The 24,564-nt window shown below is 58.7% G+C and carries 25 protein-coding genes; 14 read left to right on the top strand and 11 right to left on the bottom strand.

The window, feature by feature from the left end; all coding sequences use genetic code 11:
• Positions 1 to 43: 43 nt before the first annotated feature.
• Together ACYVAC_RS10100 and ACYVAC_RS10095 are read right to left on the bottom strand one after the other, a co-directional pair.
• Positions 44 to 1,219, bottom strand: coding sequence for a serine hydrolase domain-containing protein (locus ACYVAC_RS10100; protein WP_461097513.1), 1,176 nt, complete (start codon positions 1,217 to 1,219; stop codon positions 44 to 46).
• Positions 1,219 to 2,703 carry a M28 family peptidase gene (locus ACYVAC_RS10095; protein ID WP_461097512.1) on the bottom strand — a complete coding sequence of 495 codons (1,485 nt, stop codon included), beginning with the start codon at positions 2,701 to 2,703 and terminating at the stop codon, positions 1,219 to 1,221. The genes ACYVAC_RS10100 and ACYVAC_RS10095 overlap by 1 nt, the downstream gene beginning before the upstream one ends.
• 180 nt (positions 2,704 to 2,883) lie before the next feature.
• On the opposite strand from ACYVAC_RS10095, the gene ACYVAC_RS10090 reads away from it, so the two are divergent.
• The 4 genes from ACYVAC_RS10090 to feoB all read left to right on the top strand — a co-directional run bounded on the left by ACYVAC_RS10090 (position 2,884) and on the right by feoB (position 7,861).
• Complete coding sequence (locus tag ACYVAC_RS10090; RefSeq protein ID WP_461097511.1) at positions 2,884 to 3,408, top strand: gluconate 2-dehydrogenase subunit 3 family protein; 525 nt, start codon at positions 2,884 to 2,886, stop codon at positions 3,406 to 3,408.
• A gap of 140 nt (positions 3,409 to 3,548) precedes the next feature.
• Positions 3,549 to 5,261 (top strand): GMC oxidoreductase, encoded by a 1,713-nt coding sequence (locus tag ACYVAC_RS10085; RefSeq protein WP_461097510.1) that lies wholly within the window; start codon positions 3,549 to 3,551, stop codon positions 5,259 to 5,261.
• Between the two features lie 173 nt (positions 5,262 to 5,434).
• Positions 5,435 to 5,659, top strand: a complete 225-nt coding sequence (locus tag ACYVAC_RS10080) for a FeoA family protein (RefSeq protein WP_461097509.1) — start codon at positions 5,435 to 5,437, stop codon at positions 5,657 to 5,659.
• A 93-nt stretch (positions 5,660 to 5,752) separates the two neighbouring features.
• Positions 5,753 to 7,861 (top strand): ferrous iron transport protein B, encoded by a 2,109-nt coding sequence (feoB, locus tag ACYVAC_RS10075; RefSeq protein WP_461097508.1) that lies wholly within the window; start codon positions 5,753 to 5,755, stop codon positions 7,859 to 7,861.
• 84 nt (positions 7,862 to 7,945) lie between these two features.
• On the opposite strand, the gene ACYVAC_RS10070 is transcribed toward feoB, so the two are convergent.
• Together ACYVAC_RS10070 and ACYVAC_RS10065 are read right to left on the bottom strand one after the other, a co-directional pair.
• Positions 7,946 to 8,110, bottom strand: a complete 165-nt coding sequence (locus tag ACYVAC_RS10070; RefSeq protein WP_461097507.1) for a hypothetical protein — start codon at positions 8,108 to 8,110, stop codon at positions 7,946 to 7,948.
• Positions 8,111 to 8,320: 210 nt separating this feature from the next.
• Entirely contained in the window at positions 8,321 to 9,823 is a 1,503-nt protein-coding gene (locus tag ACYVAC_RS10065; protein WP_461097506.1) for an NAD(P)H-hydrate dehydratase, read from the bottom strand.
• A gap of 114 nt (positions 9,824 to 9,937) precedes the next feature.
• Here ACYVAC_RS10065 and rplS point away from each other — a divergent pair, with 114 nt between their 5' ends.
• The 3 genes from rplS to ACYVAC_RS10050 all read left to right on the top strand — a co-directional run bounded on the left by rplS (position 9,938) and on the right by ACYVAC_RS10050 (position 12,140).
• On the top strand, positions 9,938 to 10,315 hold the full coding sequence (gene rplS, locus ACYVAC_RS10060; protein ID WP_461097505.1) for a 50S ribosomal protein L19: 378 nt from the start codon (positions 9,938 to 9,940) through the stop codon (positions 10,313 to 10,315).
• A gap of 75 nt (positions 10,316 to 10,390) precedes the next feature.
• Complete coding sequence (dapF, locus tag ACYVAC_RS10055) at positions 10,391 to 11,170, top strand: diaminopimelate epimerase (RefSeq protein ID WP_461097504.1); 780 nt, start codon at positions 10,391 to 10,393, stop codon at positions 11,168 to 11,170.
• Positions 11,171 to 11,210: 40 nt separating this feature from the next.
• Entirely contained in the window at positions 11,211 to 12,140 is a 930-nt protein-coding gene (locus ACYVAC_RS10050) for a bestrophin family protein (RefSeq protein ID WP_461097503.1), read from the top strand.
• A gap of 98 nt (positions 12,141 to 12,238) precedes the next feature.
• Here ACYVAC_RS10050 and ACYVAC_RS10045 read toward each other — a convergent pair whose 3' ends face one another.
• Both ACYVAC_RS10045 and ACYVAC_RS10040 read right to left on the bottom strand, forming a co-directional pair.
• On the bottom strand, positions 12,239 to 12,547 hold the full coding sequence (locus tag ACYVAC_RS10045; RefSeq protein ID WP_461097502.1) for a rhodanese-like domain-containing protein: 309 nt from the start codon (positions 12,545 to 12,547) through the stop codon (positions 12,239 to 12,241).
• A 41-nt stretch (positions 12,548 to 12,588) separates the two neighbouring features.
• Positions 12,589 to 12,975 (bottom strand): hypothetical protein, encoded by a 387-nt coding sequence (locus tag ACYVAC_RS10040; RefSeq protein ID WP_461097501.1) that lies wholly within the window; start codon positions 12,973 to 12,975, stop codon positions 12,589 to 12,591.
• Between the two features lie 169 nt (positions 12,976 to 13,144).
• Here ACYVAC_RS10040 and htpG point away from each other — a divergent pair, with 169 nt between their 5' ends.
• Complete coding sequence (htpG, locus tag ACYVAC_RS10035; RefSeq protein WP_461097500.1) at positions 13,145 to 15,004, top strand: molecular chaperone HtpG; 1,860 nt, start codon at positions 13,145 to 13,147, stop codon at positions 15,002 to 15,004.
• A gap of 77 nt (positions 15,005 to 15,081) precedes the next feature.
• On the opposite strand, the gene ACYVAC_RS10030 is transcribed toward htpG, so the two are convergent.
• The 4 genes from ACYVAC_RS10030 to ACYVAC_RS10015 form a co-directional block, all read right to left on the bottom strand.
• Positions 15,082 to 15,666 (bottom strand): DUF4126 domain-containing protein, encoded by a 585-nt coding sequence (locus ACYVAC_RS10030; protein ID WP_461097499.1) that lies wholly within the window; start codon positions 15,664 to 15,666, stop codon positions 15,082 to 15,084.
• Positions 15,667 to 15,715: 49 nt separating this feature from the next.
• On the bottom strand, positions 15,716 to 16,531 hold the full coding sequence (locus ACYVAC_RS10025; RefSeq protein ID WP_461097498.1) for a hypothetical protein: 816 nt from the start codon (positions 16,529 to 16,531) through the stop codon (positions 15,716 to 15,718).
• Positions 16,528 to 17,358: a hypothetical protein gene (locus ACYVAC_RS10020; RefSeq protein WP_461097497.1), complete on the bottom strand. Its 831-nt coding sequence runs from the start codon at positions 17,356 to 17,358 to the stop codon at positions 16,528 to 16,530. Before ACYVAC_RS10020 ends, ACYVAC_RS10025 begins: the two co-directional genes overlap by 4 nt.
• A 458-nt stretch (positions 17,359 to 17,816) precedes the next feature.
• Positions 17,817 to 19,331 carry an ATP-dependent DNA helicase gene (locus ACYVAC_RS10015; protein ID WP_461097496.1) on the bottom strand — a complete coding sequence of 505 codons (1,515 nt, stop codon included), beginning with the start codon at positions 19,329 to 19,331 and terminating at the stop codon, positions 17,817 to 17,819.
• A 157-nt stretch (positions 19,332 to 19,488) separates the two neighbouring features.
• On the opposite strand from ACYVAC_RS10015, the gene ACYVAC_RS10010 reads away from it, so the two are divergent.
• The 4 genes from ACYVAC_RS10010 (at position 19,489) to coaD (ending at position 21,993) form a co-directional block, all read left to right on the top strand.
• Positions 19,489 to 19,926, top strand: a complete 438-nt coding sequence (locus ACYVAC_RS10010) for a CBS domain-containing protein (protein ID WP_461097495.1) — start codon at positions 19,489 to 19,491, stop codon at positions 19,924 to 19,926.
• A gap of 130 nt (positions 19,927 to 20,056) precedes the next feature.
• Complete coding sequence (locus tag ACYVAC_RS10005) at positions 20,057 to 20,557, top strand: NUDIX domain-containing protein (RefSeq protein WP_461097494.1); 501 nt, start codon at positions 20,057 to 20,059, stop codon at positions 20,555 to 20,557.
• 39 nt (positions 20,558 to 20,596) lie between these two features.
• Positions 20,597 to 21,487, top strand: a complete 891-nt coding sequence (locus tag ACYVAC_RS10000; RefSeq protein WP_461097493.1) for a DUF3822 family protein — start codon at positions 20,597 to 20,599, stop codon at positions 21,485 to 21,487.
• A gap of 50 nt (positions 21,488 to 21,537) precedes the next feature.
• Positions 21,538 to 21,993: a pantetheine-phosphate adenylyltransferase gene (gene coaD, locus ACYVAC_RS09995; RefSeq protein ID WP_461097492.1), complete on the top strand. Its 456-nt coding sequence runs from the start codon at positions 21,538 to 21,540 to the stop codon at positions 21,991 to 21,993.
• Positions 21,994 to 22,049: 56 nt separating this feature from the next.
• Here the strand turns inward: coaD and ACYVAC_RS09990 are convergent, their stop codons facing one another.
• Complete coding sequence (locus ACYVAC_RS09990) at positions 22,050 to 22,757, bottom strand: NUDIX hydrolase (RefSeq protein ID WP_461097491.1); 708 nt, start codon at positions 22,755 to 22,757, stop codon at positions 22,050 to 22,052.
• A gap of 118 nt (positions 22,758 to 22,875) precedes the next feature.
• Between ACYVAC_RS09990 and ACYVAC_RS09985 the strand changes: the two genes are divergently transcribed.
• Positions 22,876 to 24,165 carry a hemolysin family protein gene (locus tag ACYVAC_RS09985; protein WP_461097489.1) on the top strand — a complete coding sequence of 430 codons (1,290 nt, stop codon included), beginning with the start codon at positions 22,876 to 22,878 and terminating at the stop codon, positions 24,163 to 24,165.
• A gap of 63 nt (positions 24,166 to 24,228) precedes the next feature.
• Complete coding sequence (locus tag ACYVAC_RS09980; RefSeq protein ID WP_461097488.1) at positions 24,229 to 24,561, top strand: hypothetical protein; 333 nt, start codon at positions 24,229 to 24,231, stop codon at positions 24,559 to 24,561.
• Positions 24,562 to 24,564: the final 3 nt, after the last annotated feature.

Genomic DNA, 24,564 nt, shown 5'->3' with positions numbered 1-24,564 from the left:
CCGGAAAGGCGGTTTGGCGAAATTCGCCGGCAACAACGCAGCACTATCGGTCAACAGCGCTCAAAACGCGTTTGATCAGTTCGTTAGGGTTGCCGTCGTGCCAGCGCCAGACAATAACCAGGTCGTGTTGGGGATCGACCCAGATGGTGTTCTGGCCGGCGCCGAGGGCGGCAAAACTGGTAGTCGGGGCGTCGGGCCAGGGTTTGGCTTCGGTCGGGCTGGCGGGCGTATTGAGCCACCACAGGTAGCCATAGGCCGGGCCCACAGTACCGCGCGTGGTGGCTTGTTTCACCCAATCGGCCGAAACGATCTGCCGATCGTTCCAGCGGCCCTGCCGCAGAAACAGGTAGCCAAAGCGGGCTTCGTCGCGGGCGCTGATGCGCAGGCCACCGCCCCAGCGGGTTCCCCCGCTGACCGATGGCATCGGCTTCCCGTCGACAGTGGCTACGGCGTTGGGGTAGGGGATGTACTGCCAGGTGTTCGACGCCCCGATGGGATTCAGGATCTCGTCGCGCACCACCTCGGGCAGCGGCTTTTTCCAGAGCCGCAGCAGCGAAAGCGCCAGCCGGTTGATGCGGACATCGTTGTATTCGTAGTAGGTGCCGGGCGGCTGCAGCGCCCGGGGCTTGCGCTCGCCCCGCCCGAAGGCTTCCTTCCCCACAAAATCGCTGTTTTTGCCCCACAGTTCGCCCTCCCACTCGCTTGTCTGCCGGGCGTGGTGTTCCCACGTAATGGGGCGGTTCTGCGGGGAGTCGTAGCCACCATCGTGGATCAGCTCGGCCACGGGGCGGTGGATGTCGGGGATCAACCCCCGCTCTAGGCTGATACCCAGTACGGTCGACAGTACACTTTTGGCCACGCTATAGGTAGGGTCGGCGCGCTCGGTATCGCCCCACTCAGCCACGATGTAGCCGTGGCGCAGAATGATGCCGTTGGTGGCGGCCCGGCTCGTGGGCATGGGGCCCAGCAGCTTACCGAAAATAGCTTCCTGGGTCGAAAAGTCGGGGGCCATCTGGGTGGTTTCCTGCGTTTGGGCAAAGGCCACGGCGTCGGCCAGCCGGCTGGCATTCATACCCACCTGGGCTGGCGTGCGATGCGCCCAGTTTGACCCGGCTGCGGGGAAATAAACCCCGGTCGACGCCGGCCGGTGGCAGGCCGACAGCAACAGCGCCAGCAGCAGCACCAGGCTGCCGGCCCGGTTCGTACAAAGCGGGTGCATCAGCGTTCGAGTTTAAAGCCGGGATCGACCCGTACGCGGGTGGGTCGGTTGGCAATGTCCCAGCCGGTTAGGTACATCCACTGCGCCATGCGGGTCACCTTGGCCGTGTTGATGCGATCGGGTTCGTCTTTAGGCGTGTGGTAGTCGGGGTGCAGCAACGACGTAAAGGCAATGGCCGGCACACCGGCGCGGGCGTAGGGCAGATGGTCGCTGCGAAAATACCAGCCTTCGGGGTGCTCGGGCTTATCCCAGAGCATATCGAGTTTAAAGTGCGTGGTGCTGTTGTTGACCGCCAGGGCGGCATCGACGAGATCGGTGGAGTTGCGGTGGGGCGGCTGCTGACCCAGAATACAGGCACTGTCGGGGGCGTTGCGGCCAATCATCTCGGCGTTGAGCACCGCCACAATCGATTCTTTTGGCACGGTCGGGTGCTCCACGTAGTAGCGCGAGCCCAGCAGGCCCCGCTCTTCAGCACCGTGAAACACAAACAGGGCCGAGCGCTTGCCGGGCTTCTGCACAAAGGCCCGTCCGATAGCCATGGTCGCCACGCAGCCGCTGGCATTGTCGTCGGCACCGTTCCAGATCGAGTCGCCGGCCACGGCCCGGCGCACCCCGTCGTGATCCTGGTGGGTGCTGAACAGCACGTATTCGTTTTTTAGTTTGGGATCAGTGCCGGGCGCTTTGGCTACAATGTTGACCGAGGGGTAGCTAAAGCTTTCGACGTTGACGACGTTGGTGAACTGCTGGCCGGGTTGTTTGATCCAGTCGAGGGCGCTCATGGGCAGCCATACCGTGGGCGCCTGCGAAAACACGCGGGTATTGGGGCCACCGGGCAGGTCGTAGCGACCCCGTTCGAGGCCGGTGGTCCAGCGCTCGAAATACGACTGGGCTTCCTTGTCCGACACCCATACCACGGCCAGCGCGCCGGCCTTGATCAGCTCGGCGGCCCGGCGGCTCATGGTGCCGAACAGAAACCGGCGGTAGCTTAGCTCGGCCGGGCCGGTGCCCGAAAACTGCAGCGCCACGGCCTTGCCCTTGATGTCGACTTTGGCCAGCTCGTCGGGCGTACCCGTGCCGACAAAGACGAGGGGGGCATCGACCGAGGCAATGGCGGGGGCCAGCAAGAATGCGTCCTGACCGTGGGTGAGCTGGTGGGTGCCGATGTTGAGCCGGCTGGTTTCGGTGATGCGGGTCCGCTGAATGTGGAAAAACTGGAAAAAGGTGCCATCGTCGCCGGCGGGCTGCAGGCCAATGGCGCGCAGCTGATCGGCAATCCAGGCCGACGCTTTCAGTTCATCGAGCGAGCCTCCTTCGCGTCCCCGGAAATGGTCGCCGGCGAGGGCGAAAAGGTCGCGTTTGATATCGCTTTCACGGATGGCGGCCGTGGCCGGGGTTGGGGTTGCCGCGGGCCGGTTCTGAGCCTGTAAAGGTGTCTGTAACAGCAGGGCGCTGCCCACCAGCAACAGTAAACAAGGTCGGATCATACGAAAAGGGTCGTCTGTATATATGGGTTGAAACAAAGCTACAGGATTATCCCGCAACGCTTCCCGTTCATGCGCCAAATTTGACCGTTTAGCCAGCTAACCTACTTTTAATCCTATTCAACCTATCTAGTACGCTATGGTGCTTACCTTTGGCTCCTTTATTCCTAAACGAACTCATTGGTGCTACGAAGAAACGCCCTCAAAACGCTGGCCACGGTGGTTGGCGGGCTGACTACCCTACCGGCCTGGGCAACGGGCTGGTCGGCCGAGTCGCTTGGCCAGCTACCCGCCCTCTTATCGGTCGATCAGCGCGATACGCTGGCCGCCCTCGTCGATACCATCATTCCGGCCACCGATACGCCCGGCGCCCGCGAACTGCAGGTACCCCAGTTTATTCAGAAAGTGGTGGCCGACTGCTACGACAAAAAAACGCAGGACCTGCTGGCCAGCGGTTTGTCGCTTACCGACGAGCTGGCCCGCAAGGCTTACGGCAACCCGTTTGCCGGGGGCGATACCCCCCAACGTGTCCAGTTGCTCACGGGTATGGAACAATCGCCTGATGCCGCTCAGAAAGAATTTTTCGGGCTGGTGAAAGGCCTCACCATTCGGGGCTACCTGAACTCCGAATACGTGATGACCAACCTGACGCACTACGAAATGATACCCAGCCGCTACCACGGCTGTGTGCCCGTAAAGCAATCGTAGCAGCTGAAGCCGCTACCAGCTGGCTGGCCCGTTGTGGTCAGATCAGCCATTCTTAACGCTTGATCTCGGGGGCAGGGAATTTTGGCCCGAGCTGATCTATGACCCTGACCCGCAACTCTACACATTGACCTATCCAACGGATGGCAAATCTTAATATCGACGCGAAGGCGCAGCATACTTACGACGCCATTGTAATCGGGTCGGGCATCAGCGGAGGCTGGGCCGCCAAGGAACTGACGGGCAAGGGCCTGCGTACGCTCGTTCTCGAACGGGGCCGCGATGTGCGCCACGTAACCGACTACCCAACCACCAATATGCAGCCCTGGGAGTTTGAACACCGCGGGCAACTGACCAAAGACGTTCGCGACCAGAACCCCATCATCAGCAAGTGCTATGCCTTTTACGAAGGCACCGAGCAGTTTTTCGTGAAAGATGCCGAGCATCCCTACGTGCAGGAAAAACCGTTCGACTGGATTCGGGGCTATCAGGTAGGCGGGAAGTCGCTGATGTGGGCGCGGCAGACGCAGCGCTGGAGCGACTTCGACTTTACGGGACCCGCCCGCGATGGCTTTGCTGTCGACTGGCCTATCCGTTACGCCGATCTGGCGCCGTGGTACAGCTACGTGGAGCGCTTTGCCGGTATCTCGGGCAACAAAGACGGCCTCGACACGCTGCCCGACGGCGAGTTTCTGCCGCCCCACGAGTGGAACTGTGCCGAAACGCATTTTCAGAAAAAAGTGGCTGGCCGCTACAAAGACCGCCACATGATCATGGGCCGGGCGGCCCACATCACCAAGCCCCAGCCGATTCACCTGCAGCAGGGGCGGGCGCAGTGCCAGCACCGCACCATCTGCGAGCGGGGGTGCCCGTTCGGGGGGTACTTCAGCAGTAACGCAAGTACCATTCCGTGGGCGGCCAAAACGGGTAAGATGACCCTGCGCCCCCACTCGGTGGTGCATTCGATCATCTACGATGAGAAAAAAGGCAAGGCCACCGGGGTACGCGTTATCGACGCGCAAACCAAACAGATGGTCGAATTCTACGCCCGGATCATTTTCCTCAACGCGGCCGCGCTCAACTCCAACCTGGTGCTGCTCAACTCCAAATCGTCGCGCTTTCCCAACGGGCTGGGCAACGACAGCGGGGTGCTGGGCAAATACGTGGCTTTTCACAACTACCGGGCGGGCGTATCGGGTGAGTACGACGGCGACCTGGGCATGACAACCGACGGACGTCGGCCCAACAGCCCCTACATTCCGCGGTTCCGCAACGTGTATAAGCAGGAAATGGGGTTTCTGCGCGGCTATGCAGCCGGCTTTTCGGCCGGTCGCAGTTCGCATACCGACCAGAGCGGCATCGGGGCCGACCTCAAGCAAAATCTGCTCAACCCCAAACTGGGGGGCTGGCACGTGGGGTCGCACATGATGGGCGAAACCATCCCGAAAGAAACAAACTACGTGGCCCTCGATCCCGCCCTGCAGGATCCCTTCGGTATTCCCCAGCTCAAAATCGCGATCGCCTACGACGATAACGACGAGAAGATGATCAAGGACTATCAGGAGCAGCTGAGCGAGATGTTCCACGAAGCGGGGTTTACCAACATCCGCACCCGCGACGATGGGCGCAACCCGGGCCTCGACATTCACGAGATGGGGGGCGCCCGCATGGGCAAAGACCCCAAAACGTCGATTCTGAACAAGTGGAACCAGATTCACTCGGTCAAAAACGTATTCGTGACCGATGGGGCCTGCATGACATCTACCTCAACGCAAAACCCCTCGCTCACCTACATGGCCATGACCGCCCGCTCGGTCGACTATGCCGTGAAGGAAATGAAAAAGGGAGCGCTTTAAAGCCGCCTTTGTCGTTCGTGGTGTGTGGGCCGGCTGCCGTCTGGCTGTCGGCAACCCAAAAACCACGAACGACAAACCCGGCCCGTCTTGCTTCTCTAAACTTTCCGTCGTAATGTTGCGTTAATTAAACTGAATCTAAATAGGTAACGCCGTCTCACCACGGCATCGGGGCCATGAGCAAGCGCAGTGTAGCAGATCTGAAAATTGGCGAGCGGGCGATCATCCAGGCATTCAACGACGAGGTTATGTCGCTTAAACTGCTGGAGATGGGCTGTTTGCCAGGTGCCGAAATCTGTCTGAACGGCAAAGCTCCGCTGGGTGACCCTATCTGTCTGCACGTATCGGGCTACTGCCTGTCGATGCGTAAGTCGGAAGCGGCTACCATTTTAGTCGATTAGTTTTCCGCTCGCAGTTTACGGTTTTCAGTTATCGCCAGTGATCGACCTGCTGAGAACAGCGAGCTGACGATGTGAACGTAAACGCAAGCTGAGTTGAAGTCCCCCACGATAGCGCTTATCGGTAACCCCAACGCCGGTAAATCGTCGCTCTTTAATCAACTGACTGGCCTTCGCCAGAAAACCGGCAATTTCCCCGGCGTGACCATGGACCGCAAGTCCGGGTCGTGGGTCGTCGATGCCCAGACAACGGTCACCGTAGTCGATTTGCCCGGTGTCTATTCCATTTATCCCAAATCGCTCGACGAACAGATCGTCACCGATATTCTGGCTAATCCGGCCCACCCTGATTATCCGGATGTGGCGGTCGTGGTGGTCGATGCGTCGAATCTGCACCGCAACCTGCTGCTGTTTTCGCAGGTAGCCGATCTGGGCGTACCAACGGTACTGGCCCTGAACATGCTCGACGTGGCGCAGCAGCAGGCCAAGGAAATAAATTCGGTGCGGCTGGCCATGCGGCTGGGCGTGCCGGTGGTGCGTATCAATGCCCGCACCGGCGAAGGCGCCGATCTGCTGCGCAAAGCCGTGCTGGGGCAGATGCAGGAGCCGGTGCTGCCGGGCAAACTGCTGTTCGATCCCGCCGAGGAAGTAGCCGATCTGATCGAGGCCACGCGCCTGCAGTACGGGCTGCGCAATAACTACCTGGCGCTGCAGTACCTCATCCAGCACGATGGCTTCACCTTCCTGAACCAGCAGCAGCGCGAGGGTCTCGATCTGCTTATCAGTGCCTACCAGTTTCGGGAGGTACCGTTTCAGGCCGAGGAAACCATTACCCGTTACAAGCGCATCGCGCAGATTGTCAGCGAAGCCGTGACTGATCAGCGGCCTATCGGGGAGCCCACCTGGAGTCAGAAACTCGATCGGGTACTGCTGCATCCAGTCTGGGGCTATGCCCTCTTCGGCTTCGTGCTGCTGCTGATTTTCCAGGCTATTTTCGCCTGGGCTGAACCATTCATGGACGCTATCGACACGGGGGTGGCCTGGCTCAACGGCCAGCTGAAAGAAGGCCTGCCGGCGGGCCCGCTCACCGATCTGCTCACCGATGGTATTTTGTCGGGCGTAGGCGGTATCCTGGTGTTTATTCCGCAGATCGCGTTTCTGTTTCTGCTGATCGGGCTGCTCGAAGAATCAGGCTATATGGCCCGGGTGATGGTGATCATGGACCGCATCATGCGCAAGTTCGGGCTCAACGGCCGCAGCGTGGTGCCCCTGATTTCGGGCGTGGCCTGTGCCGTGCCGGCCATCATGTCGACGCGTAGTATTGGCACCCGGCGCGACCGGCTCATCACGATACTGGTAACACCCCTGATGAGCTGTTCGGCGCGGCTGCCGATCTACACGATCCTGATTGCGCTGGTGGTGCCCGACCGGCGCGTGCTGGGGCTCTTCAACCTGCAGGGGCTGGCCCTGATGGGGCTGTATATGCTGGGGCTGATCAGCGCGCTGCTGGCCGCCTATGTGCTGAAGCTGGTGTTGAAAACGCAGGAGCGGGGCTACTTCATCATGGAACTGCCCACCTTTAAACTGCCGCGCTGGAACCACGTTGCCCTGACGGTATGGGAAAGCGTTCGGTCATTCGTGTGGGAAGCGGGCCGGGTTATTTTGGCTATTTCAATCATTCTGTGGGTGCTGGCCAGCTACGGCCCCGGCAACGCCATGGACGAAGCTGAAACCCGCGTTCGGCGCGAACAGCCGGCTGTGGCCGCCGATGTGCTGAACAACCGCATCGCATCCGAACGGCTCGAAGCTTCCTACGCCGGCCACTTTGGCCATTTTATCGAACCCGTTATCCGGCCGCTGGGCTACGACTGGAAAATTGGCATTGCGCTGCTGAGTTCGTTTGCGGCCCGTGAGGTGTTTGTTGGCACCATGTCGACCATCTACAGCATCGGCACCGACGACACAGGCGTAACGATCCGGGAGCGGCTGGCGCAGGAGCGAAACCCTGAAACGGGGGGGCTGATGTACACGCCGGCGCTGGCGTGGTCGCTGCTGGTATTCTACGTGTTTGCCATGATGTGCATGAGTACGCTGGCGGCAACACAGCGCGAAACCCGCAGCTGGAAATGGCCCGGTGTGCAGCTGGCTTACATGATGCTGCTGGCCTATGGCGCGGCTTTTATTACCTACCAACTGATGCGCTGATACGTTCGTTGCGTCATGAAAAGGCCCGGCTGACAATCAGCCGGGCCTTTTCTATGCGGTACAGTAAGACTATGAAAACGGAGGTTACCAGAGGAGTCCCTTGGAAGCCATGGGATAGATGAAATGATAAACGATGTACGTAAACAGGGCAATCGTAATACCGGCCAGAGCCGTAGTCTGATCGAAAAATACCCGTGACTTGCGCGAGGGGCGAGTCGAAGTCCAGGGGCGCTGAGCTGTGTGTTTCATATCGGGCGTCTTTAAACAGGAATACCCAGATAAGCACAATTTTGATACCGCCCCCGGGGGCGTTCAGACTCGCTTGAGTATTCGGCACCAGACCAGACCGTTCGTCCGGCATTCCCGACTGCTTATTTCGTAAACGGTAGGGGGGGCTTTGGCTGAGCCCGACGGCAGATGTAGAAAATAATCTACACTTCTGTGTTGCCCGCACCACACTCAGGCCCAGCGCAGGGCATCGATCACGTCGGAGGCAGTCATCCCGATTTGTCCCCGTTCGGTAGCAACCCGATCGCCGGCCAGGCCGTGGCTGTACACACCCAGTACGGCTGCTTCGACCGGGTCGTATCCCTGGGCCAGCAATGCCGTCAGTACGCCCGTCAGCACGTCGCCCGTACCGCCGGTGCTGAGTCCGGGGTTGCCCGTCGAGTTGAAGTGTATATCGCCGTCGGGGGTGGCCACCGCCGTATGGGCCCCTTTCAGCACCACTACCACGCGGTGTTCCTGGGCAAACGCCCGCAGCAGGGCCAGCTTGTCGTAATCGTTGGCCCAGGCGCTGGTCAGGCGTTCGAACTCCTTGGGGTGCGGGGTCAGAATGCTGTTCGGCGGCAGTTGTTTGAGCAGATCGCGGTTTTCGCCCAGCAGGTTAAGGGCGTCGGCATCGATCACCATCGGTTTTTTGAGGGTGGGCAGCAGTTCGCGGAGCATGGCCAGCGTTTCGGGCGCTTTGCCGATACCGGGCCCTACGCCCACCACCGCGTACTCGGCCGGTGGCGGCCCGGCCAGCCGGCTGCTTCCGGTCAGCACGGTCTGGTGCCCGTCGGGGCGGCACATGGCTTCGGGCAGGGCCGTCTGCAGCACGGCATAGCCACACTGGGGTGTCTGCACCGTCAGCAGGCCCACGCCCGAGCGCAGGCAGGCCCGGGCGGCCAGCACGGCAGCCCCGATTTTACCGTAGCTGCCGGCCAGCAGCAGAGCGTGGCCGAAGGTGCCTTTGTTGGCGTAGCGGCCGCGTTTATGGAGCAGCAGACGAGCTTCGGCGGGCTGGGTGTAGTAGTAAGGCGTGGGGGCGAGGTCGATATAGCGCTTGTGAAGCTGAATATCGACCAGGTGCCAGTCGCCCACGTAGCGACCGTTGCCGGGCAGCACAAAGGCCAGCTTGGGCAGTTGAAACGACACCGTATGGTCGGGTTCGATAATCACATCGTCGGGCTGGTTGGGCTGGTCGGTGTAAAGCCCGCTGGCAATATCGACCGAGACCACGGTGGCCGGGGCCCGGTTGATGGCCTGAATGGTGGCTTTGACAATGCCTTCGGCCGGCCGCGACAGCCCCGATCCGAGGATAGCATCGATGATAACTTCGTTGTGGCGCAGGGTCGGAATATCGCGCGAAAACTCGATGTAGTTGATATGCTCGGTCAGCAGCTTGAGCCGCCGATGGTTGTGCATGAAGTCGTCGGATTCGCGGGGGGCGTAGCGCACTACATGGACCTCGACCGGGTAGTCGCGTTCCATCAGCAGGCGGGCAATGGCAAGTCCGTCGCCCCCGTTGTTGCCCAGTCCGCAGAAAATTTTGGTTAGCGCCGTAGGCGAAAAATGATCGGCAAACCAGTCGACAAATCCCAGAGCTGCGCGCTCCATAAGGTTAATAGGTGCAACCGGCTCATTTTTGATGGTCGATTGGTCGAGGGCCCGGATTTGATCAACGTTCAGTATTTTCATGAGCAGGGTGTCGGCTGACAGGGGTAATTTTACAAAAGTATTTTCTGGGCGCCGAAAGTTTGCTATCTTTGCGGCTCATTTCGCAAATAGTTATCTGGCGATTTATATACGGTCATGAGCGAGTTAATCAAATTAGTGGAGGCAGACAATGCGCAGCGTCGCACCGAGTTGCCTACGTTCCGGGCGGGTGATACGGTGAACGTACACGTCAAAATCCGCGAAGGAAATAAAGAACGGATTCAGGTATTTACGGGTACGGTTATTCAGCGCCGGAACCCAAGCAGCGGTGGCGAAACCTTCACCGTCCGCAAAGTATCGAACGGAGTAGGGGTAGAACGTATTTTCCCGATCCTGTCGCCCAACGTCGATAAAATCGAAGTCGTGCGCATGGGTAAAGTTCGTCGTGCCCGCCTGTTCTTCCTGCGCGGTCGTCAGGGTAAAGCTGCGCGCCTGAAAGAGCGCAAGCCGAAACCAACGGTAGCAGCGGCTTAATCGCCTGTTGGCGTCGACACACATTCGTGAGAAAGCTGCCGTCAACGGCAGCTTTTTTTTTGACCTGTTCCGACCATGACCATCGACTTTTTCAAATACCAGGGCACCGGCAACGACTTTATCCTGATCGACGACCGGAGCGAAACGTTTCCGGCCCACGATCAGGCGCTGATTGAGCGGCTCTGCCACCGCCGGTTCGGTATCGGTGCCGACGGACTCATTCTGCTGCGAAACGACCCGGACTACGATTTCCGGATGGTTTATTTCAATGCCGACGGGGCCGAAGGCAGCATGTGTGGTAACGGGGGGCGCTGCATCGTGCGCTTTGCCCATGACCTCGGCCTGTTCGAGAGTGAGACCCGCTTTCGGGCGGTCGATGGCGAACACCTTGCCGTGGCGTGTGAAGAAGAGATTTTTCTGAAAATGAGCGATGTGGCTGCCCTGGAAACGCGGGGCGGTGAGCCGTTTGCCAATACAGGGTCGCCCCACGTGATCCGGTTCAGCGACGACCTCGACAGTCTGGATGTGGTTGCCGATGGGCGAGCCGTTCGCTACAGTGAAGCGTTTAGCCCCGGCGGTACCAACGTCAATTTTGTACAGCCGCTCGATGCCCAGTCGCTTTTCGTGCGAACGTACGAGCGTGGGGTCGAAGACGAAACTTACTCATGCGGTACGGGTGTGACGGCCGCAGCCCTGACAGCGCATCGGCAGCTTGGCATGGCCGATCCCGTATCGATCCGGACGCTTGGCGGCAACCTGCGGGTTTCGTTTAATGCGCTGGCTTCGGGCGCGTTCGATAACATTTACCTGATCGGTCCGGCTAAACGCGTGTTTATCGGTACGGTAACCGTCTGACAAACGTCAGGTGGTCGTTTGGCTAACCCCCTGCGTTTCTATGATTTCTTACAAAGCCAAGACCTGGCTGCCGGCCATCTGGCATTTTCACACGGGGCCCACGGCCATCGCGCTGTTCAAGCGGCTGATCGTTGTGGCCGTCTACGTGATTTTCATTACCGTGATGGAGCTGTACTACCTCGATCTGCGGCTGAAAGATACGCCGGGTACGTTTCTGCAGGCGATGGGCATTCTGCTCAGCCTGCTGCTCATCTTCCGCACCAACACGGCCTACGATCGTTTCTACGAGGGCCGCACGGTCTGGGGCGGTTTGGTCAACAACAGCCGTAATCTCGCGCTGTTTCTGCAGGCGGTGCTGCCCATCGAGCGGCAGGACGACCGGCTGTTCTTCACCAAAATGATTTCCAGCTTCCCCTTCGCGCTGAAAAATCATTTGCGGGGCCTGCCCGGCAGCGATGAACTGGAACTGGTGTCGGACGAAGACGCGCTGATGCTGGCCCAGCAGGACCATAAACCGGCGGGGGTGGCCAGTCTGATCTGGAGCCGTACGGAGGAGCTGTATCGCGAAGGCATTATTTCTGAATCGCAGCACATCAACCTCAACCGCTACCTGACCACCATGATGGACGTTACGGGGGTCTGTGAGCGCATCAAGAGTACCCCCATCCCGTTTTCCTACAACCTGTTTATCAAGGTGTTTATCGCCCTGTACGTCATGGTGCTGCCGTTTACGGTGATTCAGGCGTTTGGTTACATGACCGTGCCGGCGGTGATCCTGACCTCCTACATTCTGATTGGGCTGGAAATGATCGGTGTCGAGATCGAAGAGCCCTTCGGCGTCGACCGCAACGATCTACCGCTAAACCAAATCAGCCAGCTTATCCGCGTCAACGTGCACGACATTCTGCAGTTTCCGTTGCCCAACGCTGAAAAAGAAGCGGCCCGGCCCGGTTTTGTGATTGTGACGTAGGGGAGGGGCAAACGGGAGTGCCCGACGACTCAGCGTATACAGTCCGGGTCGTTTGCCGGGAAGAGGGGAATGCCAAGCCCAGACCAATCGTTAGCCTATTACCCTACGTCGCCGATGAGGCCACCGTGCAGGTGGTAGAGTGTTTTGTGCTGCAGTTCGGGCTGGCGCAGCATGTCTTTGACGGCGATGCGACTGCGCACCCCGTTGGTACAGACCACCAGCAACGTATCGTAGGACAGTAGCTCAGCTTTACGAGCCCGGATGTCGGGCAGCGGCATGTTGATGCCTCCCAGGTTAAATTCCTCGAACTCCCAGGTATCGCGTACGTCGATCAGGGCCGTATGGGGCTGCTGGCGCAGCTGCTCGAGCCTATCGAGCGAAATATCGGAGTAACCAGTGGCTGTCATCAGCTGTAAAACGCATTGTGCCCGGCTCCAGTTCGAACAACCTAATAAGGACTGATTCGCTGTACGTCGATTTCCTGAGCGGGTAATTGGGCGCCCCAGCCGCAGGCAATCGAAACGGTACGGCCGGTGGACCGGAAGCGGATCAGAACGCGCTGCGCGTGCGTTGTTGGGTCGACCGGAATGGTGTTGAGTGCCCGAACCAGCAGCGGTTGCGTGGCCGGCGTTGGTGTCAGGTTAATCGGCTGCGTACCTGGGTCCAAATTACCCTGCAGCTGAATTCGTGCTGCGCAGCCATCGGTGGCCAATTGATTGGGCCAGATAAAAGCAACCGAGGTTTGCGCTGGTTTGTCAGGGCCGCCGATGACCAGCGGAGACGTAAACTGGCAACCGGTCAGGAGCAGAAGTAACAGGCTCAGGCGGTAGTTCATAGGTGTCGGGTTTAGCCAAATGACCCGCAAATGCTGTCAAGAGGTTGGAAAGGGTGGCTGATTTTCGGCCAAAAACTGTCAATGTGTCAGCCGGAGCCGGGCTGGAACACCGTTTGTCGGGCGCTTAGCCAGCTATTTACCTGTTCGATTCCCTGACAACTGATTATCTATGGAAACCGTACAAAACGAAACAAACGATACGCCAACGGGTGCGTCGAAACGCGGACAGATCTCGATCCACACCGAGAATATCTTCCCGATTATCAAGAAATTCCTGTATTCCGACCACGAAATTTTTCTGCGGGAACTGGTCTCTAACGCCGTCGATGCCACGCAGAAACTGCGGCAACTGTCGTCGTTCGGTGAGTTTGGTGGCGAACTGGGTGAACTGAAAGTAACCGTCAGCCTCGACGAAGCGGCCAAAACCATTACCATCAGCGACAATGGTATCGGTATGACCGCCGACGAAATCGAGAAGTATATCAACCAGATTGCGTTCTCGGGCGCGTCGGACTTCCTCGAAAAATACAAGGACAAAACCGACGACAAGGGTCAGATCATTGGCCACTTCGGGCTGGGCTTCTACTCGGCCTTTATGGTTGCGGGCGAAGTCGAAATCGTGTCGAAATCGTACCGCGAGGGTGCCGAAGCGGCCCGGTGGGTGTGCGACGGATCGACCGAGTACGAACTGAGCGCGGCCGAACGGGCCGAGCGGGGCACCGATGTGATTCTGCACGTAGCCCCCGATTCTGAAGAGTTTCTGAGCAAAGACCGGCTGCAAAGTATCCTCGATAAGTACGCCCGGTTCCTGCCTATCCCGGTTGAGTTCGACGGCAAGGTGGTCAACAACACCACGCCGATCTGGGTGAAGTCGCCTTCGGAACTAAGCGACGAGGATTACAAATCGTTTTACCGCGAGCTGTATCCGATGAGCGAAGAGCCGCTGTTTTGGATTCACCTCAACGTCGATTATCCGTTCAACCTGACGGGGATTCTGTATTTCCCCCGCGTCAAAAACGAACTGCGGTTCCAGCGCGAGAAGATCCAGCTTTACAGCCGGCAGGTGTTCATCACCGATGAGGTGAAAGATGTGGTGCCCGATTTTCTGATGATGCTGCACGGCGTAATCGACTCGCCCGATATTCCGCTCAACGTGTCGCGGAGTTTCCTGCAGGCCGATGCCAACGTGAAGAAAATCAACGGTTACATTACCCGTAAGGTAGCCGACAAACTGAACGACCTGTTCAACGCCGACCGTAAAGGCTTTGAGGAGAAGTTCGACGATATTGGCCTGTTCATCAAATACGGTATCCTGAGTGACGAGAAATTCTGGGACAAAGCCAAAAACTTTGTGCTGCTCAAGAATACCGAAGGCGAATTCAGCACCCTCGACGAATACCGCGAGAAGGTGCAGGCCAACCAGACCGACAAAAACGAGCGCGTGGTGATGCTGTACGCGTCGGACCGCAAGCAGCAGGACGCTTACATCGAATCGGCCCGCCGGCGTGGCTATGATGTGCTGCTGATGGACAACGTGATCGATGCCCATTTTATCAATGCCCTGGAAAGCAAGCTGGAGAAAGTAACCTTCCAGCGGGTCGATGCCGATACGCTCGATAAGCTCATCGACACCGGTGTCAGCAACGAAAGCGTGCTCTCGACCGACGACCAAACGAAGCTGAAAGAACTGTACGAGCAAACCCTCGACAGCAAGACGCTGAACGTAAGCGTAGTGGCGCAGCCCGCCGACGAAATGCCCGTGACCATCACGCAGCCCGAGTTTATGCGCCGGATGAAGGATATGTCGGCGCTGTCGGGCGAGCAGTCGTTCTACGGCAGCTTCCCCATGTCGTACAATGTGGCTGTTAACGCCAACCATCCGCTGGTGGCGCGGCTGCTGGCCGAACCCGATGCCGACGCCCAGAAGGCCCTGGTGAAACAAACCTACGACCTGGCCCTGCTGGCGCAGAACATGCTGACGGGCGCCGATCTGACCGCCTTTGTGCGCCGGACGGTAGCGAGCCTGTAAATAACCGATGACCAATGCAACGCCCCCACCCGGTCAACCGGGTGGGGGCGTTGCGTTTAGTTAGCGTCCAATACCGCTTAGGCCTGGGGCCGGCGCGAGAACCAGACTTTCCGTTTGGTGGCGAGCCGGGCCATAAAAAACAGCACGACCAGCACGATAACGACAAAGGCGAACAGCGGCAGAAAGATCGACAGCAGCGAAAAACCCACTGATGCGACATTTTCGCCCGTAGCCACAACCGGGTTGGCCAGGCCGCCGGTAGTGGCGGTCGAGCCCAGCCGCAGCAGGCTCGTGCCCGCCTGAATAACGCCTGCCGAACCACCACCCATCATCAGGCCTAGCCCCCAGTGCAGTACCGGGTTGTCGATGGGCAGAAACGACGTGCTGAGCAGTGTACCGGCTATAATCGATGCGGGCGTGGCCACGGTATCGAGGAGGTTGTCGAGCCAGGGAATGTAGTAGGCGCCTAGTTCGAACACCGTGGCGACCGAGAGGCCTAGCAGGGCCGGGGTGCCGCTCAGCCATTCGAAGCCAGGCATGGGGCCAATTAGGCCCAGCCGCGTGGCCAGACAGGCCGCCAGCAGCGGTACAAAGACGCGGAAACCGCAACAGGCGGCCAGGCCTACACCCAGACAGGCGCTCATAATCCAGTCGATACTCATAGCCACGAAAACGATAGTTACGCTAAGAACGTCACAACGGGCCGATTGGTTACGGTGAGGGCAGCAGGGCGGGGCCCCGCACCACATCGATGGCCGCTGTCGACAGGCGGGCGTTGGGCCAGGCATGAATCAGGGTGTCGCTGTAGTGTAGCGACGGATTTGGCTCAACAAACGCCCGAAGTTGCCAGTGCGTGCCCACCGATTCAGCGCTTAGGTTGCCGATAATGACCGTGCCATGCCAGTGCCCTGTTTTATCGACGGTCAGGCCAACCGGCCAGTAATCGGGACGCTGCTCAGGCTTCACCACTACCCACACCATGTCGGCGTTGGATACCGTGCCGCTCACCCGAAAGGTGCGCGGTAAAACGGAGCCGCTTCGGGGGCTTTCAATGACCAGGTCTTTGGATGGAAACAACACCGACCGAACGGGCCTGAGCGACAAAACCGCATAGCCACCTGCCAACAGGCCAAGCGCCAAACCCGCATAAGCCACCTGCCGAATCGACAGCCGTTTGACCGGGGCAGTTTTTGGCTCGGCAGGAGCGGGTTGCCCGGTAGCGGATCCGATGTAGAGCAGACAGGTCGTGTAAATCTTTTTGCCCGGTTTGTACTGCGGATCGGTAAAAAGCTGAGCCAGCGTATCGGAGCTTGGAATGTGCAGGGCCGCTCTGGTTGGATCAAGCTGCCTTACCCGAAACAGTTCTTCGGTAAACGAGTCGACAAGCGGGGCGTAGTTGGCCCGGTTCGTATTGTACTCGAAAGTCGGAAACCGATCGCGGTTCTGCCGGTGGTAGGTCTGGTACTTGTTGCGGATGCCCATACGCAGTTGGTGGAGCGAGTCGTCGGGCGGGGGGGCTGTGCTCATGGGACCGGGGCGGAGGGTTTTGGCGTGTCGACGGACCGCGTAACGCGCACCACCGCCGACGATAGTTCGGCTTCGGGCCAGTCGGTGAGCATCTGCTCGGTATGCAGTTCGGCCGTTGGATTGACAAAGGCCCGAATCTCGAAGGTAAGCCCCTCGTTTTCTTTCGTAGTACCTCCGACGAATGCAGCGCCAACCCACCACCCGTCTGGATTGACATAGATAGGTTGCTGAACCCAGTAGCGGGGCATGTTGGCCGGATGGACAACCAGCCAGATCAGCGATGCATGTTCGGCCATTCCGGCAACGACGGTTGCCTGCTGCACTACACCATTCGGCTCCGGTCGCATAAGCCGGATGGCGGAGGGGCGGGGGCGGGTAAGAGAGTACCCGGCAAATCCGGCCAGCCCCAGCAGCAGCAGGGCGCCGGCACCCAGCCAGAGCGGCTTTCTGAACCAGTCAGCCGTTATCGGTTTGGCCGCTATGGCCGGCCCTGGTTGTAACTCAATAGCGCCGGGTCCATCGGCAAAAGACCAGCAGGTGTTTTCTATTTTTTTGCCCGGACTATACTGGTCGTTGGTGAACAGTAACGATAAGGTTGTCGTACTCGGAATGTGAATTGTCGGGCTGGAGCGTTCAAGTGAACGAATGATAAAAAACTCATGCTCAAACGCGTTTCGAAGTGGTTCGTAATTGACGCGGTTGGTGTTATAGTCGAACCGGGGAAATCGAACTGGATCGGCCTGATGATATGAATTGTATTTGGCTTTCAGTCGAATGCGCAGCGTTTGGATATCGCTGGTTGCGAACGGGTTAGAAGGCAACTCCATAGGCGAATCATAAAGCGGAAATGGATAGAAGGCAAGCGAAGAAAAAACGAAACGGAACCGGAAATTAAGCGAAAACCTTAATCAACGTTCGTATCGACATAAATATAATATTTGACAGGGTTGCTGATCGGCGCCGGACACCTGTTCAGTCTGATACCGGACCTTACGGCTAATTCTATCCACACCAAAGCTATGTGTTCGATTCCCTTCCCACCAGCCCGGGGTACGGACTGCGCCCGCCGGGCCGGTCTGTACCAGGCACTGCCCCGGAGGCCGCCCTGAACAACCTTTGTAAACCTGTTTTTCAAGACAGTCTTACAAAAGCGTTTGTTACTATCCACACCATGAGGCCCCGGGCCACGCAGCTCCCGAAACGGAGTTGCCGGAACAACAACGGCCGCGCCACCCAACCGGGAGCGCGGCCGTTGCCGTTAGGGCCTGCGACTGTCGGGCCGCCGTTACGGCTGACCAAAAAACTGGGGATTGAAATTCATCAGATAAGCTTCGTCGGTGGCGCGGGTGAGGGCCGTGTAGAGCCAACGCACAAACTCGTGGTTGACCTGGCCTTCGGGCAGAAAACCCTGGTCGATAAACACCGCGTTCCACTGCCCGCCCTGCGCTTTGTGGCAGGTGAGGGCGTAGGCAAACTTCACCTGCAGGGCGTTCAGATACGGGTCGCGCCGGATGGCTTCGGCCCGTTCTTTCTTGCTCTTGATGTAGAAATAATCTTTTGACACGCTCTCATACAGCGCCCGCGACTGTTCCTGACCCAGCGAGGGCACGGGCGAATGCAAGGTGTCGAGCATGATCTTGGCGTCGAAGTCGGGCTGATCGTCGTGGTCGACGAGGTGGAGCGTCACGGTGGCGAATCGAAACCCGTGGACTTCTTCGTGGTGCCGGATTTTTTGCACTTCCACAAAGTCGCCATTGGCCAGAAAACCCGCCGGCGAATCATCGCCCAGAATGGTGTAGTTGTTCCGGGCAATCATCAGCATATCGCCCGCGTCGAGTTCTTCCTCGCATTGATCGATCATGCGCCGGATAAACTGATTGTACTGTACGGCGGTCTTGTTGGAGCGGCATATAATCACGGTGTTTTCGCGGCCGTATTTGTTGTAGGCATAGCGAATGCCGTCTTCCAGTTTCGTGAGCGGCATCCGGAAAATATCGCGGAAGGCGCTCACCTGCAGCCGGATGTCGGGCATGGTGCCAACGGGAGCCGTGGGGCCGTCGGTGAGCAGCGCGTCGAAGCCCACCACGCGGGGCGGGGGCGTGCCAATACCCCGCTCGGCCAGCAGGGTGCGCAGGTCGGTGGCATTGTAGAGAATGCCCGATTCTTCGTCCTGCCGCATCACCTCGGTCAGTTCCTGCTCGAACACATACATGCCGAACGAACTGGCCAGAAAGCCCTGATCGAGGGCCGGGCTCAGGTCGCGACCCACGGGCGGCAGCTGCGCCGTATCGCCCACGAGCATGAGTTTGTTGCCGGGATTTTCGAACACGAAGTCGATCAGGTCGGTCAGCAGGCCTTTACCGCCGAAGTCGGCTTCGTCGGAAATCATGGAGGCTTCGTCGACAATGAAGAGGGTGTTTTCGTGGTAGTTCTTCTGCCGCTGAAACGCCAGCGTACCCGAGGCCGGATCGGCCACCTGCCGGTAAATTTTCCGGTGGATGGTCTGGGCGGGTTTTTTGGCGTAGTTGGTCATCACCTTGGCGGCCCGGCCGGTGGGGGCCAGCAGCACCGATTTATAGCCAAAACGGGGGAGTACTTTGATCAGGGTACCGACGAGAGTGGTTTTGCCGGTACCGGCGTAGCCCCGGAGCAGGAAACAATCGCGGTAGTGCTGCCCCTCGTCGGTGTCATCGCGGGCGATAAAATCGCTGATCTGATCGAAGAAGGCCAGCTGCCCGGACGTGGGTTTGAAGGGGAAACGTTTCGCCAGCAAACTGGCGGCCGTCTGGGTTTCGTTCATGGGTCTAAGATACGAAAAAAGACCCGGATCCGGAAGGGGTCGCCCCGCGCATTTGCCCCGGATCGAGCCCTCCGGCAACTGCGTAGATTTTGGTGGGAGGCTCCGGATTTTTACCAAATTGTTGTACATTGAGGCATCACTTAAACCCCTCATTTCTATGAATATACGTCAGATACTACAGGGAAAGACAATCAATGCCCTCTACACGGTTTCGTCGGCGCATACCGTGCTGGACGCGCTGAAGGTGATGGCGGATAAAAATATCGGTGCCGTGCTGGTGGTCGATGAGGGGCAGCTGAGCGGCATTTTCTCCGAGCGCGACTACGCCCGCAAGATTGTGCTGCAGGGGCGCCATTCAGACGATACGCTGGTGCGCGATGTAATGACCCGCAGCGTGATTACCATCGAGCCCGAACAGCGGCTGGAAGAGGGCATGCAGATCATGTCGGATAAACACATTCGCCATTTGCCCGTTATGGAACAGGGCAAACTGGTCGGAATCATTTCGATCAACGACGTGGTGGCGGCCATCATCCGGGATCAGAAAACCCGCATCGACTCGCTGGAAAGCTATATTTCGGGAAGCCCCTACTGACGGGTCGGGGCGGGCCGGCAGGCGGTGGGGCCCAGAACCCGGCCGGCCCGGTAACAAACCCCCGTCGACAAACAACGAACCATAAAACCGAAAGTCCTACCTTTGCGTCCCAAAAGGCAACAAGACAACTGTGACCAAGGTACTCGACAAACCCCGGCAGGAAGTGGTAGCTCTCTACGGCAACCGGCTGCGGCTCCGCGTGTGCGGACTTTACTGTGAAGATGATCGGCTGCTGATGGTGCGTCACCGCGGCATCGGCCCTACCAACATTTTCTGGTGTCCGCCGGGGGGCGGGGCTCAGTTTGGCGAAGCGGCACCCGATGCGCTGGTGCGCGAGTTTGCCGAAGAAACGGGTCTGACCATTGCCGTGGGCGAACTCCAGTTTGTCAACGAATTTATGCTGCCACCCCTGCACGCGCTGGAGCTGTTTTTCCGCGTTAATGCCCTGGGTGGTCAGCTGCGCGCCGGAACAGACCCTGAGATGAGTCCCGATGGCCAGATTATTGAGGAAGTTCGGCTGATGTCGTTCGACGAGATCAAGGCCTGCCCGCCCGACGAAGTGCATGCCCTGTTTCGCTACTGCGATACGCTCGACGATGTGTTTCGGCTCCGGGGGTACCTGCCCCGCTAACCTGGATGTAGTACAAACGTGCCTTTTGCCTTTACCGCTGTGCAGATAACCCAGATGCCCACACCAACCGTTCGAATTCGCTCCGACTCCTTTGCGCCAACCCAGGCGTCCCAGTCGGTGCTGTGTCTCGAGGTTGGCCGCGACCGGTTTCGGTTTATGGTGCAGGATCGGCGGCAGCGCGGGTGCTGGCTCGAAGACTATACCTTCCCGACCCTGCTGACCGAGCGCATGCCAACCGACGTGCTGGCCGATATTGTGCGGACACACCCGATCCTGACGGCCGGTCCGTGGCAGGAAATCCGTGTGGCTATCAATTCGCCCTCGTTTACCCTGATTCCGCAGCCGCTGTTCCGGAAAGAATATGCAGGCAGTTATCTGGAGCTGATGCGGGGTACGGCCCTGCCCGCCCATGAATTTGCGCAGGCCTACGCCCATCCGGCCGAAGGGTATCTGTCGGTGTTCAACATGAGCCATACCGTAGCCGATTACTTTTCGGAAGTGTATCCGCTGCAGCCGGTTACGTTTATCCATCAGGTAGGTGCGTTGCTGACGGCTACGGCGGCTCTGCCCGCCACCAGCGCCCCGGAAACGGCCATCAGCCTGTATTTCGAAGATGAGTTTGTAACGGCCATCGGCCGGCGGGCGGGGGCGCTGCAGTACTGTAACCGCTTCGGCTATAAAAACGCGCACGATCTGGTCTATTACCTGCTGTATGTGCTGACCGAACTACAGCTCGATCTCGATACCACACCCATCAGCCTGTACGGTGAGATTACGCCCTTCGCCGATGCCTATACCGAGCTGAGCCGTTTTCTGCCGACTTTGCAGTTTGGGCAGCGACCGGCCGCGCTGGCGCTGACCCACGAATTCAACGACCTGCCCGATCATCGGTACCTGAGCCTCTACGGACTGTGCCTGATGGGCGACTAGCTAACCCCGGCCGACCGGGTGGCCCACGGGTTGCCGGCGGTGCTGACTCTATGAAAAAAATTGCCTTGTTTCCCGGGTCGTTCGATCCGTTTACAAAAGGTCACGAAGACATCGTCCGGCGTGGTCTCAAGCTGTTCGATGAGGTAGTGATCGGCATTGGCCGCAACGCCCGCAAAGAGCGCTACTTTCCGCTCGACCAGATGATTAGTCTGATCGAAGGGGCCTTCCAGGATCAGCCGGCCGTGCGGGTCATCAGCTACGACGATCTGACGGCCTCCGTGGCCCGCGATATTGGCGCCCGCTTTCTGCTGCGGGGGCTGCGCAACACCACCGACTTCGAATACGAAAATGGCATCTCGCAGGTCAACCGCTACGTCAACGACGAGGTCGAGACCGTATTCCTCATCACCTCGCCCCGGCTGGCGCCCATCAGTTCGAGCATCATTCGCGATCTGCACCGATATGGCCACAAGGTCGATGCGTTTCTGCCCTACAAAATCGATTAAACACAAGGCGCCCGGCTCAACTGAGCCGGGCGCCTTGCTGTATAGACAAAACCGGGCTATTCGCTCAGGCGGATGCTTTTGGCCGCTTCGTCGATCACATACCGGATCGAACTGAACGAGTTCGTCAGAGCCTGTTTGGTCTGACGCGGATCGAGCCAGGCCAGCTTTTCAATCCCTTCTTCGGCTTGCGGGGCCATGTTGGCGTCGTTGATTACCCGCATCTGGTACCATTTGGTGCGTTTCAGAATGCGGCTGCCATTGAGCGAGTAGGTATGCCAGGTGGTGCAGATCCGATCGCCGACATAGACCCGAACGCCCGTTTCTTCTTCGACTTCGCGGGCCGCGCCCTGCCGCGACGATTCGCCGTCGTCGAGTTTACCTTTGGGTAGATCCCAGACGCCCCGGCGAAACATCATCAGCACCTTTTCATCTTTGTTGACGACCCCGCCGGCGGCCTTAATCACTTTAAAGTTCTTTTTAAACGCCGTTTCGCAGTCGCCTTTGTCGCGGCAGCCCAGTGTAATGGAGAGCAGCCGTCCGGCTTTTGCTTTCTGCAGCAGCGCCAGCAACTTGTCGACGGTGGCGGGTGTCGCGTTCAGCACCAGCACGTGCCCGTGCAGCATCTCATCTTTCAGCGCTTCCAGACGGGCATCGACGATCAGGTCGAAATCGGTGGTCGACGGTTGGGCGGGCGAACCCGTCAGTTGGGCGGCCGTTTTCAGCCCTACTAGTCGGATCGGACGGTCGTCGATAAAGACAATCATGAATATGCAAGTGATTAACGGTGTAAAAGTAGTGAAACAGACTGGCTATCGTATGATTGACGTACGTGGAAACCATCGGCGTTTCGCTATTTTTGCGCCGGGCCAATGCTAACCCTTTGTGGAACTTCTCATTATTTTATTGCTGACGATTCTGAATGGCGTTTTTTCCATGTCAGAAATCGCCCTGGTATCCTCCCGTAAATCGCGGCTCGAAGCCGCTGCCAAAGCCGGCGACCGACAGGCGCAGGCGGCCCTCGCGCTGGCCAACGCGCCCAACCGATTCCTGTCGACGGTCCAGATCGGTATTACGCTGATCGGTATTTTACTTGGTATTTTTTCGGGCGACAAGCTCACGAGCGACGCCGAAGCGCTGGTGGCCCGGGTGGCTTTGCTGCAGCCCTACGCGCATACGCTGGCTGTGGTGCTGGTGCTGGTGTTTCTGACCTACGTGTCGCTGGTGCTGGGCGAACTGGTGCCCAAACGCATCGGCCTGTCGAATCCGGAGGGGATTGCCAAAACCATGGCTGCGCCCATGATGCTGCTCTCGCGGATTACCTCACCCTTTATTGCCCTGCTCACGTTCTCGAGCGACTCGCTCATCCGGCTGCTCAATATCAAACCCAACGACAGCGCCGTTACGGAAGAAGAAATCAAGAGTTTGATTCAGGAAGGTACCACCGGCGGAGCCATCGAGGAGATCGAGCAGGAAATCGTACAAAACGTATTTCAGCTCGGCGACCGCCGGATTACCTCGCTGATGACCAACCGGCAGGAGATCGTGTACCTCGATCTGGAAGATGATCTGGCCGATAACAAAGCCAAGATCATTGAACACCGCCATTCCGTATTTCCGCTCTGCAACGGCACCGTTGACGATGTGGTGGGGCTGATTTACACGAAAGACTTTCTGGGCAAAGACCTCGACGTGGAACTGAACCGGCTGATCGAGCTGAAGCGCGACGCGCTGATTGTGCCCGAAAACAACCGGGCCTATCAGGTGCTGGAGCGGTTCCGCGAGCGCAAACAGTACGTTGGCATCATTGTCGATGAATATGGCGGGGTGCTGGGTATGGTAACGCTCAACGATATTCTAGACGTGCTGGTGGGCGATATCACCGACGATACCGACTCGGACTACGAAATCCGGAAACGCGACGACGACACCTACCTGATCGACGCCCAGCTGCCGTTTGAAGACTTTCTGTCGTACTTCGATATTAGCATGACCCCCCACGACCGGCGCGACCTGAGTGGCTTTGATACGCTGGGCGGCTTTGCGCTGCACATTCTGGAGGATATTCCGCAGACGGGCGAAACCTTCGGCTGGCAGGGGTATCGCTTCGAGATCATCGATATGGACAAGAGCCGGATCGATAAGATTCTGGTCTGGAAAAACGAGGAGGAGTAAGCCCCGCTCAAACAGCGGGTTGGGCCAGCGGGTTATAAGGGCATACATCAATCGACAACAGGTATGCGCTACTACAGCCCCGACACGTCCGATACCGGCGGAACGCCACTGCGCGACATCCCATCGGGTCTCGATCAGGACCCCAACGCCGACGAAGAAATCATTGATCAGGAGAAAGGTGGCCCAACGGCTACCCAGACCGAGTTATCGGGTCCGCCTGCCGAGCCGGGCAAGATCGCACCCGATAACCTGGCCGACGCAGTAGCCTATGCCCTCGATGGCAGTGGCCCCGGCCCAACGGGTGCTACGCCCCAGGTAGAGGGCCACAAGGTGATTTCCGAAGGCATCACCGGCGCCGGCCCCGAGGAGGAGGAAGCCAATCTCCGCCCCGATTAGTAA

The sequence above is a fragment of the Spirosoma luteolum genome (assembly GCF_054778875.1).
Note: the sequence above shows the minus strand (reverse complement) of the source record. Positions and strands in the feature narration are given on the sequence as shown.

Excerpts from the sequence above, each read along its gene's own strand:
- ACYVAC_RS10030 (WP_461097499.1), bottom strand. The coding sequence starts at position 15,666 with ATGAGTATCGACTGGATTATGAGCGCCTGTCTGGGTGTAGGCCTGGCC.
- ACYVAC_RS10070 (WP_461097507.1), bottom strand. The coding sequence starts at position 8,110 with ATGAAACACACAGCTCAGCGCCCCTGGACTTCGACTCGCCCCTCGCGC.
- ACYVAC_RS10025 (WP_461097498.1), bottom strand. The coding sequence starts at position 16,531 with ATGAGCACAGCCCCCCCGCCCGACGACTCGCTCCACCAACTGCGTATG.
- ACYVAC_RS10050 (WP_461097503.1), top strand. The coding sequence starts at position 11,211 with ATGATTTCTTACAAAGCCAAGACCTGGCTGCCGGCCATCTGGCATTTT.
- ACYVAC_RS10080 (WP_461097509.1), top strand. The coding sequence starts at position 5,435 with ATGAGCAAGCGCAGTGTAGCAGATCTGAAAATTGGCGAGCGGGCGATC.
- ACYVAC_RS10045 (WP_461097502.1), bottom strand. The coding sequence starts at position 12,547 with ATGACAGCCACTGGTTACTCCGATATTTCGCTCGATAGGCTCGAGCAG.
- ACYVAC_RS09990 (WP_461097491.1), bottom strand. The coding sequence starts at position 22,757 with ATGATTGTCTTTATCGACGACCGTCCGATCCGACTAGTAGGGCTGAAA.
- coaD (WP_461097492.1), top strand. The coding sequence starts at position 21,538 with ATGAAAAAAATTGCCTTGTTTCCCGGGTCGTTCGATCCGTTTACAAAA.
- ACYVAC_RS10015 (WP_461097496.1), bottom strand. The coding sequence starts at position 19,331 with ATGAACGAAACCCAGACGGCCGCCAGTTTGCTGGCGAAACGTTTCCCC.
- ACYVAC_RS10020 (WP_461097497.1), bottom strand. The coding sequence starts at position 17,358 with ATGGAGTTGCCTTCTAACCCGTTCGCAACCAGCGATATCCAAACGCTG.
- ACYVAC_RS10040 (WP_461097501.1), bottom strand. The coding sequence starts at position 12,975 with ATGAACTACCGCCTGAGCCTGTTACTTCTGCTCCTGACCGGTTGCCAG.
- ACYVAC_RS10100 (WP_461097513.1), bottom strand. The coding sequence starts at position 1,219 with ATGCACCCGCTTTGTACGAACCGGGCCGGCAGCCTGGTGCTGCTGCTG.
- rplS (WP_461097505.1), top strand. The coding sequence starts at position 9,938 with ATGAGCGAGTTAATCAAATTAGTGGAGGCAGACAATGCGCAGCGTCGC.
- ACYVAC_RS10065 (WP_461097506.1), bottom strand. The coding sequence starts at position 9,823 with ATGAAAATACTGAACGTTGATCAAATCCGGGCCCTCGACCAATCGACC.
- ACYVAC_RS10010 (WP_461097495.1), top strand. The coding sequence starts at position 19,489 with ATGAATATACGTCAGATACTACAGGGAAAGACAATCAATGCCCTCTAC.
- ACYVAC_RS10085 (WP_461097510.1), top strand. The coding sequence starts at position 3,549 with ATGGCAAATCTTAATATCGACGCGAAGGCGCAGCATACTTACGACGCC.
- htpG (WP_461097500.1), top strand. The coding sequence starts at position 13,145 with ATGGAAACCGTACAAAACGAAACAAACGATACGCCAACGGGTGCGTCG.
- ACYVAC_RS10095 (WP_461097512.1), bottom strand. The coding sequence starts at position 2,703 with ATGATCCGACCTTGTTTACTGTTGCTGGTGGGCAGCGCCCTGCTGTTA.
- ACYVAC_RS09980 (WP_461097488.1), top strand. The coding sequence starts at position 24,229 with ATGCGCTACTACAGCCCCGACACGTCCGATACCGGCGGAACGCCACTG.
- dapF (WP_461097504.1), top strand. The coding sequence starts at position 10,391 with ATGACCATCGACTTTTTCAAATACCAGGGCACCGGCAACGACTTTATC.